The organism is Prosthecochloris marina (assembly GCF_003182595.1).
Classification (GTDB): Bacteria; Bacteroidota; Chlorobiia; order Chlorobiales; family Chlorobiaceae; genus Prosthecochloris; species Prosthecochloris marina.
Genome location: NZ_PDNZ01000003.1, coordinates 256,950 through 271,781, shown reverse-complemented (window position 1 = coordinate 271,781; position 14,832 = coordinate 256,950). Strand labels below are relative to the sequence as shown.

14 protein-coding genes are annotated in these 14,832 nt (G+C 47.2%); 10 read left to right on the top strand and 4 right to left on the bottom strand.

Annotated elements, in window-relative coordinates; all coding sequences use genetic code 11:
- From CR164_RS05560 to CR164_RS05530, 7 genes are all read left to right on the top strand, one after another.
- A complete protein-coding gene (locus tag CR164_RS05560; RefSeq protein ID WP_110022933.1) occupies positions 1 to 642 on the top strand; it encodes a hydroxyacylglutathione hydrolase family protein in 642 nt (213 codons plus the stop codon).
- A gap of 235 nt (positions 643 to 877) precedes the next feature.
- Positions 878 to 1,324: a CBS domain-containing protein gene (locus tag CR164_RS05555; protein WP_110022932.1), complete on the top strand. Its 447-nt coding sequence runs from the start codon at positions 878 to 880 to the stop codon at positions 1,322 to 1,324.
- 129 nt (positions 1,325 to 1,453) lie between these two features.
- Positions 1,454 to 3,157: an FAD-dependent oxidoreductase gene (locus CR164_RS05550; RefSeq protein WP_110023057.1), complete on the top strand. Its 1,704-nt coding sequence runs from the start codon at positions 1,454 to 1,456 to the stop codon at positions 3,155 to 3,157.
- A gap of 74 nt (positions 3,158 to 3,231) precedes the next feature.
- A complete protein-coding gene (locus CR164_RS05545; RefSeq protein ID WP_110022931.1) occupies positions 3,232 to 4,254 on the top strand; it encodes a succinate dehydrogenase/fumarate reductase iron-sulfur subunit in 1,023 nt (340 codons plus the stop codon).
- 17 nt (positions 4,255 to 4,271) lie between these two features.
- Complete coding sequence (locus CR164_RS05540; RefSeq protein WP_110022930.1) at positions 4,272 to 5,120, top strand: CoB--CoM heterodisulfide reductase iron-sulfur subunit B family protein; 849 nt, start codon at positions 4,272 to 4,274, stop codon at positions 5,118 to 5,120.
- Positions 5,121 to 5,303: 183 nt separating this feature from the next.
- Positions 5,304 to 6,359: a uroporphyrinogen decarboxylase gene (hemE, locus tag CR164_RS05535; RefSeq protein WP_110022929.1), complete on the top strand. Its 1,056-nt coding sequence runs from the start codon at positions 5,304 to 5,306 to the stop codon at positions 6,357 to 6,359.
- Between the two features lie 155 nt (positions 6,360 to 6,514).
- On the top strand, positions 6,515 to 7,333 hold the full coding sequence (locus CR164_RS05530) for an ion transporter (RefSeq protein ID WP_110022928.1): 819 nt from the start codon (positions 6,515 to 6,517) through the stop codon (positions 7,331 to 7,333).
- Between the two features lie 73 nt (positions 7,334 to 7,406).
- Here CR164_RS05530 and CR164_RS05525 read toward each other — a convergent pair whose 3' ends face one another.
- Positions 7,407 to 8,279 (bottom strand): universal stress protein, encoded by an 873-nt coding sequence (locus CR164_RS05525; RefSeq protein WP_110022927.1) that lies wholly within the window; start codon positions 8,277 to 8,279, stop codon positions 7,407 to 7,409.
- A gap of 287 nt (positions 8,280 to 8,566) precedes the next feature.
- Here CR164_RS05525 and CR164_RS05520 point away from each other — a divergent pair, with 287 nt between their 5' ends.
- Genes CR164_RS05520 through CR164_RS05510 form a run of 3 tightly spaced genes read left to right on the top strand, consistent with a single transcriptional unit; the run spans position 8,567 to position 10,244 of the window.
- Complete coding sequence (locus CR164_RS05520; RefSeq protein WP_110022926.1) at positions 8,567 to 9,202, top strand: D-sedoheptulose-7-phosphate isomerase; 636 nt, start codon at positions 8,567 to 8,569, stop codon at positions 9,200 to 9,202.
- A gap of 32 nt (positions 9,203 to 9,234) precedes the next feature.
- Positions 9,235 to 9,702 (top strand): 6,7-dimethyl-8-ribityllumazine synthase, encoded by a 468-nt coding sequence (gene ribH, locus CR164_RS05515; protein WP_110022925.1) that lies wholly within the window; start codon positions 9,235 to 9,237, stop codon positions 9,700 to 9,702.
- 44 nt (positions 9,703 to 9,746) lie between these two features.
- The gene (locus CR164_RS05510) at positions 9,747 to 10,244 is read left to right on the top strand and encodes a cysteine hydrolase family protein (protein WP_204901791.1); all 498 of its coding nucleotides are present in this window, start codon (positions 9,747 to 9,749) and stop codon (positions 10,242 to 10,244) included.
- Between the two features lie 187 nt (positions 10,245 to 10,431).
- Here the strand turns inward: CR164_RS05510 and CR164_RS05505 are convergent, their stop codons facing one another.
- From CR164_RS05505 to thrC, 3 genes are all read right to left on the bottom strand, one after another.
- A complete protein-coding gene (locus CR164_RS05505) occupies positions 10,432 to 12,456 on the bottom strand; it encodes a PAS domain-containing hybrid sensor histidine kinase/response regulator (protein WP_110022924.1) in 2,025 nt (674 codons plus the stop codon).
- Positions 12,457 to 12,688: 232 nt separating this feature from the next.
- Positions 12,689 to 13,399, bottom strand: a complete 711-nt coding sequence (locus CR164_RS05500; RefSeq protein WP_110022923.1) for a lysophospholipid acyltransferase family protein — start codon at positions 13,397 to 13,399, stop codon at positions 12,689 to 12,691.
- Positions 13,400 to 13,515: 116 nt separating this feature from the next.
- Entirely contained in the window at positions 13,516 to 14,826 is a 1,311-nt protein-coding gene (gene thrC / locus CR164_RS05495) for a threonine synthase (protein ID WP_110022922.1), read from the bottom strand.
- Positions 14,827 to 14,832: the final 6 nt, after the last annotated feature.

The following is a 14,832-nucleotide window of genomic DNA, read 5'->3' as shown; positions in this document are numbered from 1 at the left end:
ATGTACCTCAAACAGTTCCGAACAGGAGGAGACCGGAATTTCGGGTATCTGGTCGCCGATGAAATGTGTATGCAGGCATTCGTTGTCGATCCATCGAACAATCCTGCGATGATTGTCGATGATGCGCACGAGCAGGGATTCACTATCCTGTATATCTTTTGTACGCACGGTCATTATGATCATGTCAACGGTAATGAGGAAATCTCCCGGCTGACAGGTCTTACCCCTTTGCTCTATGGCTCGGTTTGTCCAAAAACAGGTCTGAAGGTTGAAGATGGCGCTTTGTTTCCTCTCGGGGATCTGAAGGTTCGAGTTATCCATACTCCGGGTCACACTGAGGACTCCATGTGTCTCTGTGCCGGTGACGCCCTGTTTACCGGTGATACCTTGTTTGTCGGCAAAGTGGGTGGTACCGGTTTCGGGGCGGATGCCGAAGAGGAGTATCGCTCTCTCCATGAAAAACTCATGGCTCTCCCCGATCATACAAGGGTGTTTCCAGGCCATGATTACGGAAGCGCTCCACACTCGACCATAGGCAACGAAAAAAAGACAAATCCGTTTCTCATTCAGCCCGATATCGATGCGTTTATCGATTTGAAAAAGAACTGGGCTGCCTACAAGAAGGCGCATGGGATAGCATGAGGGGAAAATCAGCCCGATAACTGGTTTGCTGGCTATCAGGCCGACAAATCATCTTGCCTCTTTTCTTTCACCAGATTGTGATGAGTTAGATTTTTTTTGTAACTTAATAACTCGTGCCCGTTAGCGGGAAGAGGATTTTCTGTCTTTTTATAGTATTCATGTATAAGTATATGCTTATACATTCTGACCGATAATTTGAGGGTCATATATCCTTATTAACCAGAGACTTATCGATATGGATCAGCTTGTAAAATTACGCACACAGCCTGTTTCTGCACTGATGCAGAAGGACTTTCATACTATTAAAGGCAGTTGCACTGTTGCTGAAGCGATTCAGTTAATGAAAAAGGACAACCAGAGCGGACTTATTGTCGAGCCCAGAAATGAAGATGACTGTTACGGTGTCGTGACCGAGAAAGACATTCTGGAGAAAGTTATCGATCCGGGAGAAGATGTTCATCGTGATCCGTGGAACACGCCTGTTTTCCAGATTATGAGCAAACCTGTCATCAGCATCAACCCCAGTCTGAGGATCAAGTATGCTCTGCGCCTTATGAAACGGACAAATGTTCGCCGTTTGACTGTCATGGATCATGACAAAGTGGTTGGTGTACTCAACATGAGTGATGTCCTCCATGCTGTAGAGGAGTTGCCGGCCCATGACAACAACGTTGCTTTATAGCCTACCGTCGTTACTGGATTTCGCTTCTTTTTAACGTATTTGTGATTCATAGAAAACGGGCCTGGCCGATGCCGGCCCGCATAACCACTGAAGCTGCGGGTGCAGTTCACAGAAGGAGATTTTAACTGTATGAAGCCATTCGATATAGTTGTGGTGGGTGGCGGTGGAGCCGGGTTGTATGCAGCCATGGAAGCCATGAAGGTCAACCCTTCGCTCAATATAGCCGTGCTGTCCAAAGTCTATCCTAACCGTTCGCATACATCAGCTGCACAAGGAGGCGCAAATGCGGCTCTGGCTAACAAGGCAAAGGATGACACTGTTGACATGCACATTTTCGATACTATCAAAGGCAGTGACTACCTTGCTGACCAAGATGCCGTCGAGGTGCTTTGTTCGGAAGCCCCAAAGATTATCAGGGAGCTTGACAATATCGGCACGCCCTGGTCGAGAATGGACGATAAAACCATTGCACAGAGGCCTTTCGGCGGTGCTGGCAGACCTCGTTGCTGTTACTGTGCCGATAAAACGGGGCACACTATTCTACAAAGCCTCTATGAGCAGTGCCTCAAAAAAGGGGTTTTCTTTTTCAATGAATACTTTGTCTTGAGCATTGCGACCAACGGTAGCAAATCGAAAGGATTGATTGCGATGAACATGCGTACCGGTAAGGTCGAGGCTTTTCGGGCAAGGACGGTGATTCTCGCTACCGGTGGTTATGCGAAAATGTACTGGAACCGCTCCAGCAATGCAGCGGGCAATACCGGGGATGGTCAGGCAATCGCCTATCGCGCTGGGATTCCTCTCAAGGATATGGAGTTTGTCCAGTTTCATCCGACAGGATTGAGAAAAAGTGGTTTGTTGGTAACGGAAGGGGCCCGAGGTGAAGGCGGTTACCTGGTCAACAACAACGGTGATCGTTTCATGAGCAATTATGCTCCCGAGAAGATGGAGCTTGGTCCGCGTGACCTTGTTTCACGTTCCATTGAAACCGAAATCCTGGAAGGAAGAGGGTTCGACAGTCCTGCAGGACCCTACATGCATCTTGACCTGAGGCATCTCGGTGCCGATCTTATCAAGTCAAGGCTTCCCCAGATTCGGGAAATGTCCATGTATTTTGAAGGGGTCGATCCGATCGATGAACCGATTCCTATCAGACCTACTGCGCATTATTCCATGGGAGGGATCGACACCGATATTGCAGGACGAACAGTGATGGAGGGTGTCTATGCAGCCGGTGAGGCTGCCTGTGTGTCGGTACATGGGGCAAATCGCCTTGGAGGTAACTCTTTGCTGGATATCCTTGTTTTTGGAAGAATTACCGGTCGTACGGTGGCCGAAGAAGCTAAACAGTTCGATCCGGCCGAGATTTCCCAGTCAGAGCTGCAATCGACAGAGGATGAGCTCAGGGAGTATATGAAACCGTCAGGTCACTATGAACGTTACGGGGCTCTTCGCGAAGAACTCGGTTACACGCTTGGACAAAATGTCGGTATTTTCCGTGAAGCACCCAAAATACAGAAAGGTATCGCTGATGTGGAAGAGTTGAAAGAGCGCTTCAAGCATGTGAGGGTTTTTGATACCAGCGAGGTGTTCAATACAAACCTGCTGCAGGTGCTTGAGCTGAAAAACATGCTTGACCTTGCAGAAACTGTTGCGGCCGGAGCCTATGCTCGCGAAGAGAGCCGTGGTTCTCATACCAGAACCGATTTCCCGAAACGCGATGATGAGATATGGCATAAGCATACAACGTATACAAGGGTAAACGGTAAACCGCAGATCGGTGAAAAACCGGTAACCATGGGTAAGCATGAGTTGCAGGAAAGAACTTATTAAAATCTTCGAGGAATGGGCGACGGCTTCGCAAGAAGGGCTGCTCAACCTGGATAACATTCAGCAGGACGGAAGTTATGGCAGAGCATAAAGAAGAAATGAGGGATATAACCTTCAGGATCAACAGGTTCAACCCTCACGTGGACAACAAGCCCTACTTTGATGATTATACCATTCCGGTTGAAAAAGGGATTACCGTTCTCAGGGCTTTGAATTATATCAAGGAACATGTTGATGCGACCGTGAGTTTCCGGGCGTTCTGCCAAGCTGGCATTTGCGGTTCCTGTGGCATGAGGATCAATGGTATCTCGAAACTCGCCTGTACCACTCAGGTGTGGGATGAGCTTGCAAGGTGCAAAGTTGACAATGTTGTCAAGGTAGAGCCGTTGCGTAACATGCCGTTGATCAAAGACCTCATTGTCGACATGGACCCGCTGGTTGATAAAATGAAGAAGTACTCCAACTGGGTCGATTCGATCATGCCGGAAGAACGGATGGGGGAAAAAGAGTTTCTGATTGCCGAAGAGGAGTTCCAGGAGTATGATAAGGCTACTGACTGTATTCTTTGTGCGTCGTGTATGTCCGAGTGCTCAATTTTACGGGCAAATAAAGAGTATGTTGGACCTGCCGTGTTGTTGAAGTCCCACAGAATGAATGTTGACAGCCGGGATGGAGCGCATGATCTGCGGATTACCGAGCTTGTCAAGGATCATGGTGTCTGGGATTGTACCCATTGCTACCGATGTCAGGAAACCTGTGTGAAAAGCATTCCTATAATGGATGGTATTCACGGTGTGCGTGAAGATGCACTCGCTTCCCGCGGAGTCAAGGATACAAGTGGAGCTAAGCATGCCGAGGCCTTTATGGAAGATATTCAGAAAAAAGGAAAGCTTGTCGAGGCAACCTTGCCGATCAGGACCAACGGTATGGGATGGACATTGAAAAATCTGCTGCCGATGGCTTTTAAAATGATCTTGAAGCGCAGAACCCCTCCGCCGCCACCTCTTGTCAAACCAGCTAAAGGAATCAAGAAATTCCGTGAGGAGTTCCAGGAAATGTCGGATCATATCGAGCGGGACCAGAAAGATCATAAAAAATAAACAGGGGGAACAGCGGTATGAAGCGCTATGCATATTATCTCAGCTGCATCAATGAGTCCATGACCAAAGAGCTGGATAAATCTATCGATCTCTGGCAGAAAGACCTTGATATTGATTTTGTAAAGCTGCATGAAAGCACTTGCTGTGGGGGAAGTAACCTTGATTATGTCAGCCCGAAGCATTTTGCGCTGGTAAACGGGAGAAATATTGCGTTGGCTGAGAAGCTTGGTCTTGACCTGGTGACCTCCTGCAACACCTGCCTTCTGACAATCAGGAGCGCAAAGCAGAAGCTTGATGAGTCGGAAGCGCTTCGCGACGAGGTAAACGGTATCCTGAAAAAAGAAGGACTCGAGTACAAGGGGACGGCTGAAGTACGGCATCTGCTCTGGGTACTCAACGAGGATGTCGGTCTCGACACGATCAGTAAAAAGGTCAAGGTTCCCTTGACCAACTATAAAGTTGCTCCTTTTTACGGATGTCATATTCTTCGTCCTTCAACGATACTCGGTAAGGATAACCCGCTTGAACCGTCTTCTTTGGACATGCTTATCGAGGCTCTTGGCGGAAAGGTTGTCCCTTATGAGCACAAGAACAAGTGTTGTGGTTTTCACACGCTGCTTGTTGCCGAGGAAGAATCATTGAGCCTTGCAGCCGAAGCTCTCGGTGAAGCAATTGAATCGAAAGCAGATTTTATCGTAACTCCTTGTCCGCTTTGTCATACCGTGCTTGACAGCTATCAGGGAAAAGCCCTGAAACAGTCGAATATCAAGAAGTCCATTCCGGTTTTTCATCTTTCTGAAATGGTTGGGCTTGCGCTGGGGTATACGTCACGTCAGTTGGGGATAAAGCGTCATATCGTGACATGAAAAGGCTTGATAGCCGGATCGCTCGATGGCTGGATAGCAGGATAATCCGTTTGGCCGCCCGGCTATTTTAAAAACGTGCAAAAAAGCTTAGCTTAGCACTTTCTTTGATTGCTCTCACCCTGGGGAAAGATTATGGTAGGTGAGCAGCGTTTTTCATAACTTTTTTAAATTTTGCATTGCAGCATGCTCAAAAATGATCTTTTTCTGCGGGCACTAAAGCGGCAGCCGGTACCAAGAACGCCAATCTGGGTGATGCGTCAGGCTGGTCGTTATTTGCCGGAATACCGTGCAGTCAGGGAAAAAACCGATTTCCTGACCCTTTGTAAAACCCCTGAACTTGCAACGGAAGTTACGATCCAGCCCGTTGATATCATCGGTGTAGATGCAGCCATTATCTTTTCGGATATTCTTGTCGTCAACGAGGCTATGGGCATGAATGTTGAAATCATTGAGTCCAAAGGTATCCGGCTTACCCCTCCTATTCGCTCCCAGGTAGATATCGATAGGCTTATCATACCGGATATCAATGAGAAACTTGGTTATGTAATGGATGCTATCCGCCTGACCAAGAAAGAACTTGACAATCGGGTGCCTCTGATCGGGTTTTCCGGTGCGGCGTGGACTCTGTTTACCTATGCTGTCGAAGGCGGCGGCTCGAAAAACTATGCGTTTGCCAAGAAAATGATGTATCGTGAGCCGAAGATGGCGCACATGCTGCTCAGTAAGATTTCTCGTGTTATTACCGAATATCTGTTGATGCAGATCGATGCAGGGGCGGACGCCGTTCAGATTTTCGATTCCTGGGCAAGTGCTCTTTCCGAGGACGATTATCGTGAGTTCGCTTTGCCTTATATCAAGGAAAGCGTCCAGGCGGTAAAGACCAAGTATCCTGATACTCCGGTCATTGTGTTTTCAAAGGACTGCAACACCATTCTTTCCGATATTGCCGACACCGGCTGTGACGCCATGGGGCTTGGGTGGAACATGGACATTGCCAAAGCTCGCGCAGAGCTAAATGACAGAGTGACGATTCAGGGCAACATGGATCCGACCGTGCTTTATGGTACTCATGATAAAATCAGAGCGGAAGCCGCAAAAATCCTCGAGCGTTTCGGCAAGCATACCGATACATCGGGTCATGTGTTCAATCTCGGCCACGGTATTCTTCCTGATGTTGATCCGGAAAACCTCAAATGTCTCGTTGATTTTGTCAAGGAAGAAAGTACCAAGTACCACTGAACGTATCATTTTTCTTTCTCTCTCGACTCCGCTTTACTTTTCGGTAAAGCGGAGTTTTTTTTGTAATCCTCATACAAGTTGCCCGTTTAGTATATTTGTAAGTGATCTGTAGAGAATCACAGCCCGATTGCTATGAACGTCAAAAGCTAATCGCTATGGTCCCATCGAAAACGTTCAAAGAAAAGCTTGCACATATCATTTTCGAGTATGACACCATTCCGGCACGATTATTCGATCTTTTCCTGATAGCGGCGATCATTGTGAGCGTGTTTGTTGTCATGCTGGACAGTGTATCGGGCATTCACGCTGTTTACGGAGGTTTTTTTTATGCTCTTGAATGGTTTTTTACCATCCTTTTCACCGTTGAGTACGGCATGCGCCTGTATGTCGCAAGCAACAGGCCCCGTTATATCAGAAGTTTTTTCGGGATTATCGACCTTCTTTCTATCCTGCCAACCTATTTCAGTATTTTTTTTCCGGGCACACAATATCTGCTTGTTATCAGGTTTTTCAGGGTACTGAGAATTTTCAGGCTGCTCAAGCTTGTGAAGTTTGTCAAAGAGGGGGAGTATGTCAAGACCGCAATGGTTGCCTCGAGCCGCAAAATTCTGTTTTTTCTTTTTTTTGTACTCGTCACGGTCAGCATCATTGGAGCGCTCATGTATCTGATCGAGGGTGAGGAGCATGGTTTCCACAGCATTCCGGAAGGCGTTTACTGGGCGATTGTAACCATAACGACCGTGGGGTATGGTGACATATCACCCCAGACCGTTCCAGGAAGAGCCCTTGCGGCGATGTTGATGATTATCGGGTACAGCATCATCGCTGTTCCGACGGGGATCGTATCGGCTGAAATGGCATCCATGAACGAGCAGATACATGCCGATCTTTCAAAGATGGATAAATGCTGTAAAACTGTTGGCCATGACGATGATGCCAAATTCTGCAAAGTGTGTGGCAAACCTCTCGATTGAATAATTGTGTTTCAAGGGTTACCCAACGCATAGCCTATCACGTCGCGGAAGAGGTTATTGGAGAGGGTTCTGTTTATTTTCGGAAAGGACCAATGACACCGAATTTGATTTTCGGCGGTTTGATTTTATAGGTTAAAACCGGACGGTAGGCATGTTCTGAAACGCTTTCAGCGATACTGCCACTGATAAGATGAGCAAGGCCTGTTTTGCCATGTGTCGGAATGCAGATCAGATCGGCTTGCATATCCCTTGCAAAATGCAGAATCCCTTCTTCCTCGCTGTCATCGTTGTAAATGTTGATGGTGTAGTTGCTGAGTTTCTGCTCTTCGGCAAAGGTTTCCATGAGTTGCCTGCTATACCTCGAAGTCTCAAAATGTGATCTTGTATTGATCTTGAGCAGATGCAGCGTAGCGTCATAAAGTGCTGCAAAATCCTGCAAAGTGCCGAATCCTTCAGCGATTTCTCCGTAGAAATTCGAGCCGAACACAATGTTTGAAGGGGAAAACCAGGAAACAGGTTCTTTGATCGTAAGGACAAGGCAGTTGGCATGCTGGATAACTTTTTCTGTCGTCGAACCGATAAGAAACCTGTTGATGCCTTGTCTGCCATGAGAGCCGATAACGATAAGATCAAATTGCCCATTGGTCGCTTTGCGTGAGATTTTTTCATACGGTGTGTCGAAATCCACTGAATAGGTTACCTCGATATCTTTACACAGTTCGGATTCGGCGGTTTGCTCGAGCTTTTTCTCGATTTCTTCAAGAACGTTTGTGCTGCCAAGGGTCCGATATGCAATGATGTCCGTGATTTCCGGGTAGTCGGGCACTTCTATGACATGGAAAAGGTGCACTTGCGCACTTCCGCTTTTACGTGCTATGCTGATGGCTGCCTCGAAAGCATAGGAGGCCTGGTCGGAAAAGTCCGTCGGAACAAGGATCTTTTTCATGGCATGCAATACTTGGTTGATGCGCTTGCACTTTTTTAAAGGTAAGAAAAAGTGACGTGTATATAGTAGTGACAAGTGACAAGTGACAAGTGACAAGTGACAAGTGACAAGTGACAAGTGACAAGTGACAAGTGACAAGTGACAAGTGACAAGTGACAAGTGACAAGTGACAAGTGACAAGTGAGGCAACTTTGCCAACAGGATGGAAGGTTGAAATTCCTGTTTGCAGGGGTTTTACTATATTATTGCTCGGTAAGTATCTATTATCGGAATAGACGGTATTGTACATGAAGGGAAAATCCCAGGAGTTCGGCGGTTGTTGTGTTTCGGATAAATCAATGGAGGATCTTGCACGTTCATCCCTGTTAGTCAGTGCAAGTCTCAAGCAAAAGGTTGCCGAAACGCAGAGTTCAGCGATTGTGGCCATGTCTCGTGTTATTTCCGATTCTTTCAAAAATGGCGGCAAGCTCTTGCTTTGCGGAAATGGAGGAAGTGCTGCCGATGCGCAACATCTCGCAACCGAGCTGACCATCCGTTACAGAAGCAGTGTTTCCAGAAAGGCTTTGCCGGCAATCGCCCTTTCAACGGATACATCAGCCCTTACCGCAGGAGCGAACGACCTTGGTTACGATCAGGTTTTTGCACGCCTGGTTGAGGCATACGGTGAGGAAGGGGATGTAATCATCGGAATTTCTACCAGTGGCAACAGCAGGAATGTGTACAATGCACTTGAGCGAGGACGTTCATATGGACTTCATACTCTAGCCTTGCTCGGCGGAAATGGGGGATGCATCAAAAATATTGCCGACCTTGCAGTTATTGTGCCTTATGCAGAAGCGGCAGACCGGATACAGGAATGCCATATTGCTATCGGGCACGTTATTGTCGACTGTATTGAACGAATCATGGGGTATTGTGGATAAAATGGCTTTTTAATTCCTAAACATTCAAGTAGATGACCATTAAAACAATAGAGGGAACGCTCGATGCAAAAAATACCAGCTTCGCGTTGGTGGTTTCCCGCTTTAACGACTTTATCGGCCAGAAACTTGTAGAAGGTGCGGTCGACTGCATTCTCCGCCATGGAGGTGCTGAAGAAAATATTGAGATATACAAATGCCCCGGAGCCTTCGAGCTGCCAGCAGCAGCTAAAAAAGCAGCTGTGTCTGGCCGATACGATGCCGTTATAACCCTTGGTGCGATTATCAGGGGAGCAACTTCTCATTATGATGTGATTGCGGCCGAGGCAACGAAAGGTATTGCTCAGGCAGGTCTTGAAACCATGATTCCTATCACATTCGGTGTTTTAACTACCGACAATCTTGAACAGGCGATCGAACGGGCAGGAACCAAGGCAGGTAACAAGGGGTTTGATGCTGCGCTTGCGGCAATTGAAATGGTGAACCTCTACCGGCAGGTGTAACTGTTTGTTTCGGCGTGCCTGCGGTGTGTGTAAATCGTTGAAAAATGTTCTCGATCATAGATCATACCGAACCGGATTTCAGCCGTGCAGCTTTATTGACCATAGACGTTCAGCGTGATTTTGTTTTGCCTGGTGCTCAAGCTGAGATTGTCGGGTCGGAGGATGTTGTGCCAGGTATCATGAAACTTCTCGGAGCGTTCCGTGAGGCTGGCAAGCCTGTTATCCATATCGTTCGACTGTACCAGCCCGACGGTTCCAATGTCGATCTCTGCCGTCGGGAGCTGGTCAGGAGTGGGAAGAGCATTGTGTTGCCCGGATCGGAAGGAGCTGAACTTCTCACTGAATTGCTTCCCGAGCCTGATGTGAAGCTCGACTGTTCATTATTGCTGGCTGGCGGAATTCAAGAGATTGGCAGCGATGAAGTGGTTATCTATAAGCCACGATGGGGAGCTTTTTTTCAGACGTCTCTGGAACAACATCTTGCAGGTTTGGAAGTGAATACGGTAGTTATCAGTGGCTGCAACTTTCCTAACTGTCCTTGAACGACAATATATGAGGCGAGTGAGCGGGATTTCAAGGTGGTTCTTGCCGATGATGCGGTCTCCGGTTTTTATCGACAAGCTGGACAGGAGCTTCTGGACATCGGTGTTCAGCTCTATTCGACCCGTACACTGGTCAGGATGCTCAATGAATGACGGTCCGCGCAAGGCTTGAGAGATACATGTGTGTTCACTTTTCTTTTGAGGCCTTTTTCGACAGCCAACGCTGTAATGGAGCGGAAAGGGTTTCGGACGAGAGGGGTTTGCTTATAAAGTCGTTCATACCGGCTTTGAAACACATATCTCGATCTTCTTGGAGGGTATGAGCGGTCATGGCTACGATCGGGATACATGGATCCACACGATCGAGCGATGAGGATCTGATGATTCGGGTGGCCTCAAGTCCGTCCATTTCAGGCATCTGGATATCCATGAAGATCAGATTATAGTCTTTCAGCTCCAGGGCTTTTATGGCTTCGGCACCGTTGTTTGCAATATCCGCCGAATATCCCATTTTTTTTAGCAGTTCGATGACTACTCGCTGGTTGATGAGATTATCTTCTACAACGAGTATCACTGGTTCTGTTTCGGCACTTGACTCGTGAGCAATTGACTGTTCTGTTTTTTCGGAAAAGAACGATAAACCAGAGTGAAATTTTGCCGTCGATGATAAGGGGTGGCTTTCATTGTCGGAAAACGGGATGGTAAACCAGAATTCGGATCCTTTTTCCGGCATACTTCTAAGGCCTATTTCTCCACCCATAAGGTCTACCAGCCGTTTTGATATTGTCAGGCCAAGGCCTATACCCCCATATTTCCGGGTGAAGGATGAGTCGGCCTGAGTGAATTCTTTGAAGATCGAGTCCTGCATCTCTTCGGTAATACCTATGCCGGTGTCCTGAAAAGAAAAATAAAGCAAGGGGTTTCTGTTTGTTCTTCCCGAAACTTTAGCTGCTGTGAAATAGATGCTGCCTTTCGGTGTGAACTTCACTGCGTTGTTACCAAGATTGACAAGGATTTGTTTGAGATATTCCGGGTCACCGGTGATACGCTCGGGGACGTCGTGGCTGATGCGTTTGCTGAAATGCAGTTTTTTGTCTTGTGCCTTGAGTTTAATGATTTCGGTAATTCTCAGGAGAAGATCTTTAAGATTAAATACCACAGTGCTTGCTTTTACCCGGCTTGTTTCAAGGCTTGTGTACTCGAGTACTTTGTTGATGATGTCAAGCAGTATATCGGAGCTTTGCTGGAGTGTATCGGCATATTCTTGCTGTTTGGAGGTCAAGCCGGTGTCGAGCAGCAGGCTGACCATACCGGTTATGCCATTGAGAGGGGTGCGGATTTCGTGACTCATATTGGCGAGGAACTCTGATTTTGCGATGTTCGCGGTTTCTGCTTCTATTGCCATTCTGTTGGCAAAAGCAATTTCTTCCTCGAGGTTGGTGTTGAGTTTTTTCAGCTTGGAATACATCCTTTTCAGTTGAGTCTGCTGCCGTTTTTGCTCTGAAATATCGACAAAACTTTCAAGCAGGTACTCTTGGCCTTCGATTGTGATGTACTTTACCGTTTTGAGGATGGTTAACTTTTTGCCTCCTGCTTGAATGAGTTGTTGTTCTGAATCGGTCATTAATTCTTCATTGTCGGCAGGTGGAATCATATCTATAAAAGGGCAGCTGTCATGTTCGTAGGAGCAGATGAACTTGCAACAGGTTTTTCCTGCTATCTCTTCATGTGAAAGACCGATGATCTTGCATGCGGCTGGATTGACATCGAGTATCCGGTGTGATTTTGCATCAACAAGCACGATACCGGATTGAACTGCCTTGAAAATGGCTTCGATGCGCTCTTTGTGCTCACGAAGCTTTTCACGACTCTGTTTTTGTTCGCTTATATCGATACTCAACAACCCGAATAACTCATCTTTTTCTGCGGAAAGGGGGATAGAAAACAGAATCAGTCGGTAATAGCGTTTTTTCCCTGTAGAAGGAGTGTATTCCTCGATAGTGATGTTTTTCTTGTTTTTGGAAACACTTTCGAAACCCTTTTTCAGCAGTAGTGCTTCTCTTCGGGGCATTATCTCCCACACTGTTTTTCCGACAAGCATTTTTCTGGGAATCGACAAAAGGTCAGCGAATGCATTGTTTGCTGATAGTAAGCGGCCCTCACTGTCAAAAGTGCTTAATGGCAAGGGCATATGCTCTACGAGTCTGTGCATCGGACAACTTGTTTTCAGTTATGGCTCACAATAGGGTATAAACGTCATTGCCAACTTCTTCGCTTCCGTGCTGACTTGCGGGGTGTGGCAGCGATGTGAGAGGGGAAAAACTGCCGTTACAGTGAAATTTTACAAAAATTTACTTCAAAAATGAAACGAAAAGTATTCTTTATAGCTATATGCTTGAGGAGGAGATTTCGGGCTGTATAGGGGGAAAAAAGAGGGCTGAATGCTATGCTGCAGTTTTGTGGCGTTTCATGGCGCTGGTAATGGTTGTATAGGTTATGTCTTGTAGTTCCTGAGCGTTTTTTTCTTTGGTTTCAATAGGCTTACCGATAATGAGCTGTATTTTGGCTTTGCTTATTCTGAGGCTTTTTTTCGGTGTAATACGGTTACTGCCGATAATCGTTACCGGAAGAATGGGGGCATTGGCTTTTTGGGCGATCATGAAGGCACCTCGCTTGAAAGGCTTGATTTCTCCTGTTTCCGATCTGGTGCCCTCAGGGAAGATATGCACAGAGCGTCCGCTTTTCAGAACTTCTGAAGCCTTCAACAGGCTTTTCAAGGCTTCCTTGTTTTGTCCTCGCTTGATCAGGACGTAGCCTGCCTGTTTAAGTACCCAGCCGAACACCGGAATTTTGCCCAGTTCCTCCTTGGCTACAAACCGCATGTTGAGATGTATGGAGCCAAGTATGAGAGGGATGTCGGCCATACCTGCATGATTGCTTACGATCAAATAGTTTGCGTTTGGGTCATAATGCTTCTCTCCGGTTATCTCGATACTGATTCCCATGAGCCGGGCACAGAAGCGGCCCCACCATGCAGCCATCCGGTGGAACCGGTCGCCGGACGGGTCGATCAGGTTGACGGCAAGCGCGATCAATAATCCGAAAAACATTACCGGTATAACGACCAGGAAAAAAAGCAGTGTCTGGAGAGTCATGAATGAATACTGTTGAGTTGTTTATTTGTTGAGCTGTTTAGGTGTTTCTTTTCTTGTTTCGTGCAAAATTCAACGATTCAACAAATCAACAGTTCAACAATTGCCTCTTCACTGTTTCAAAGCTTCATAAGAAATGCAGCGAGGTCTCTGTAGTTCGTGCTCATAGGAATTGAAACTTTCCGCCTGTCGAGAACCTCCTGAAGCCGGTCGGGAATGGTGATCTCCATATCTAGGGCTTTTTTTATCGCTTCGATGAATTTTGCCGGATGTGCGGTTGACATGACAGCAGCGGGATCATCGAAAATCTCGTTGGTGGCCCTGAACTTTTCCAGTGCCCTGAACCCGACGGCCGTGTGCGGATCCATGATATAGCCGAAACGGTCATAGACTGCACCGATCGTTTCAATCGTTTCATTATCGGTGACAGCGTAACCGGAAATGTCGGCAGCCATTGCCCGGTAGTCATCCCCGTAAAAATGCCTCAGCCGGGCGAAATTGCTCGGATTACCTACATCCATTGCCGATGAAAGAGTTGCTACGGTCGGATTTGGTTCATACCGTCCCTCTTCAAGATAGCGGGTTACGCTATCGTTGGCATTGGAGCCCGCGATAAAATGGTTTATAGGGAAACCCATCATTTTTGCGAGAACCCCACCGGTAAGGTTACCGTAATTGCCGCTCGGAACGGAAAAAACGGCTTTTTTACCCGGATGCCTGGCTGCAAGCTGTAACGATCCCCAGGCATAGTAAAATGTCTGAGGGATAAGGCGGGAAATATTGATGGAATTGGCTGATGTCAATGCAAGGCGTTGTTTCAGTTCAGCGTCCATGAACGCTTGTTTGACGAGCCGCTGGCAATCGTCGAAATCACCACTTACTTCGAGTGCCGTTACATTGCCCCCAACGGTTGTGAGCTGCTGTTCCTGTAGTCTGCTGACTTTGCCCGACGGATAAAGCAGCACCACCCGGGTATTCGGTACCCCTTTGAATCCGTATGCTACGGCGCTGCCGGTATCACCCGATGTGGCAACCAGGACAGTGATGAGCGTATGGTCTTCCTTTGCGAAATAGCCGGTGAGATGGGCGAGGAAGCGTGCGCCGTAATCCTTGAATGCTAATGTGGGGCCGTGAAAAAGTTCTTCGACGTAGGTGCTTTTTTCCAGTCCTACGAGTGGAGTTTTAAACGTAAAGCAGTTCTCGACCACTTCCCACAGACTGTCATCGGAAATTTCTCCTTCGTTGAACTTTTTCGCTATGGCGAATGCAATGTGATTGAACGGTGCTTCTTTGAGCAACTCAATTTCATCTGTTGAAAACCGGGGGATATCCGAGGGGACATAGAGCCCGCCGTCGGTTGCAAGACCCTCGAGAGTAGCTTTTTTAAGGGATGCGGGCGTTGATTTTTTATTTGTACTATAGAAAATCATGAGAGT

Coding starts and splice junctions, on each gene's coding strand:
- CR164_RS05500 (WP_110022923.1), bottom strand. CDS start 13,399: ATGACTCTCCAGACACTGCTTTTTTTCCTGGTCGTTATACCGGTAATG.
- CR164_RS05555 (WP_110022932.1), top strand. CDS start 878: ATGGATCAGCTTGTAAAATTACGCACACAGCCTGTTTCTGCACTGATG.
- CR164_RS05545 (WP_110022931.1), top strand. CDS start 3,232: ATGGCAGAGCATAAAGAAGAAATGAGGGATATAACCTTCAGGATCAAC.
- CR164_RS05540 (WP_110022930.1), top strand. CDS start 4,272: ATGAAGCGCTATGCATATTATCTCAGCTGCATCAATGAGTCCATGACC.
- CR164_RS05530 (WP_110022928.1), top strand. CDS start 6,515: ATGGTCCCATCGAAAACGTTCAAAGAAAAGCTTGCACATATCATTTTC.
- ribH (WP_110022925.1), top strand. CDS start 9,235: ATGACCATTAAAACAATAGAGGGAACGCTCGATGCAAAAAATACCAGC.
- hemE (WP_110022929.1), top strand. CDS start 5,304: ATGCTCAAAAATGATCTTTTTCTGCGGGCACTAAAGCGGCAGCCGGTA.
- CR164_RS05550 (WP_110023057.1), top strand. CDS start 1,454: ATGAAGCCATTCGATATAGTTGTGGTGGGTGGCGGTGGAGCCGGGTTG.
- CR164_RS05505 (WP_110022924.1), bottom strand. CDS start 12,456: ATGCACAGACTCGTAGAGCATATGCCCTTGCCATTAAGCACTTTTGAC.
- CR164_RS05520 (WP_110022926.1), top strand. CDS start 8,567: ATGAAGGGAAAATCCCAGGAGTTCGGCGGTTGTTGTGTTTCGGATAAA.
- CR164_RS05525 (WP_110022927.1), bottom strand. CDS start 8,279: ATGAAAAAGATCCTTGTTCCGACGGACTTTTCCGACCAGGCCTCCTAT.
- thrC (WP_110022922.1), bottom strand. CDS start 14,826: ATGATTTTCTATAGTACAAATAAAAAATCAACGCCCGCATCCCTTAAA.
- CR164_RS05560 (WP_110022933.1), top strand. CDS start 1: ATGTACCTCAAACAGTTCCGAACAGGAGGAGACCGGAATTTCGGGTAT.
- CR164_RS05510 (WP_204901791.1), top strand. CDS start 9,747: ATGTTCTCGATCATAGATCATACCGAACCGGATTTCAGCCGTGCAGCT.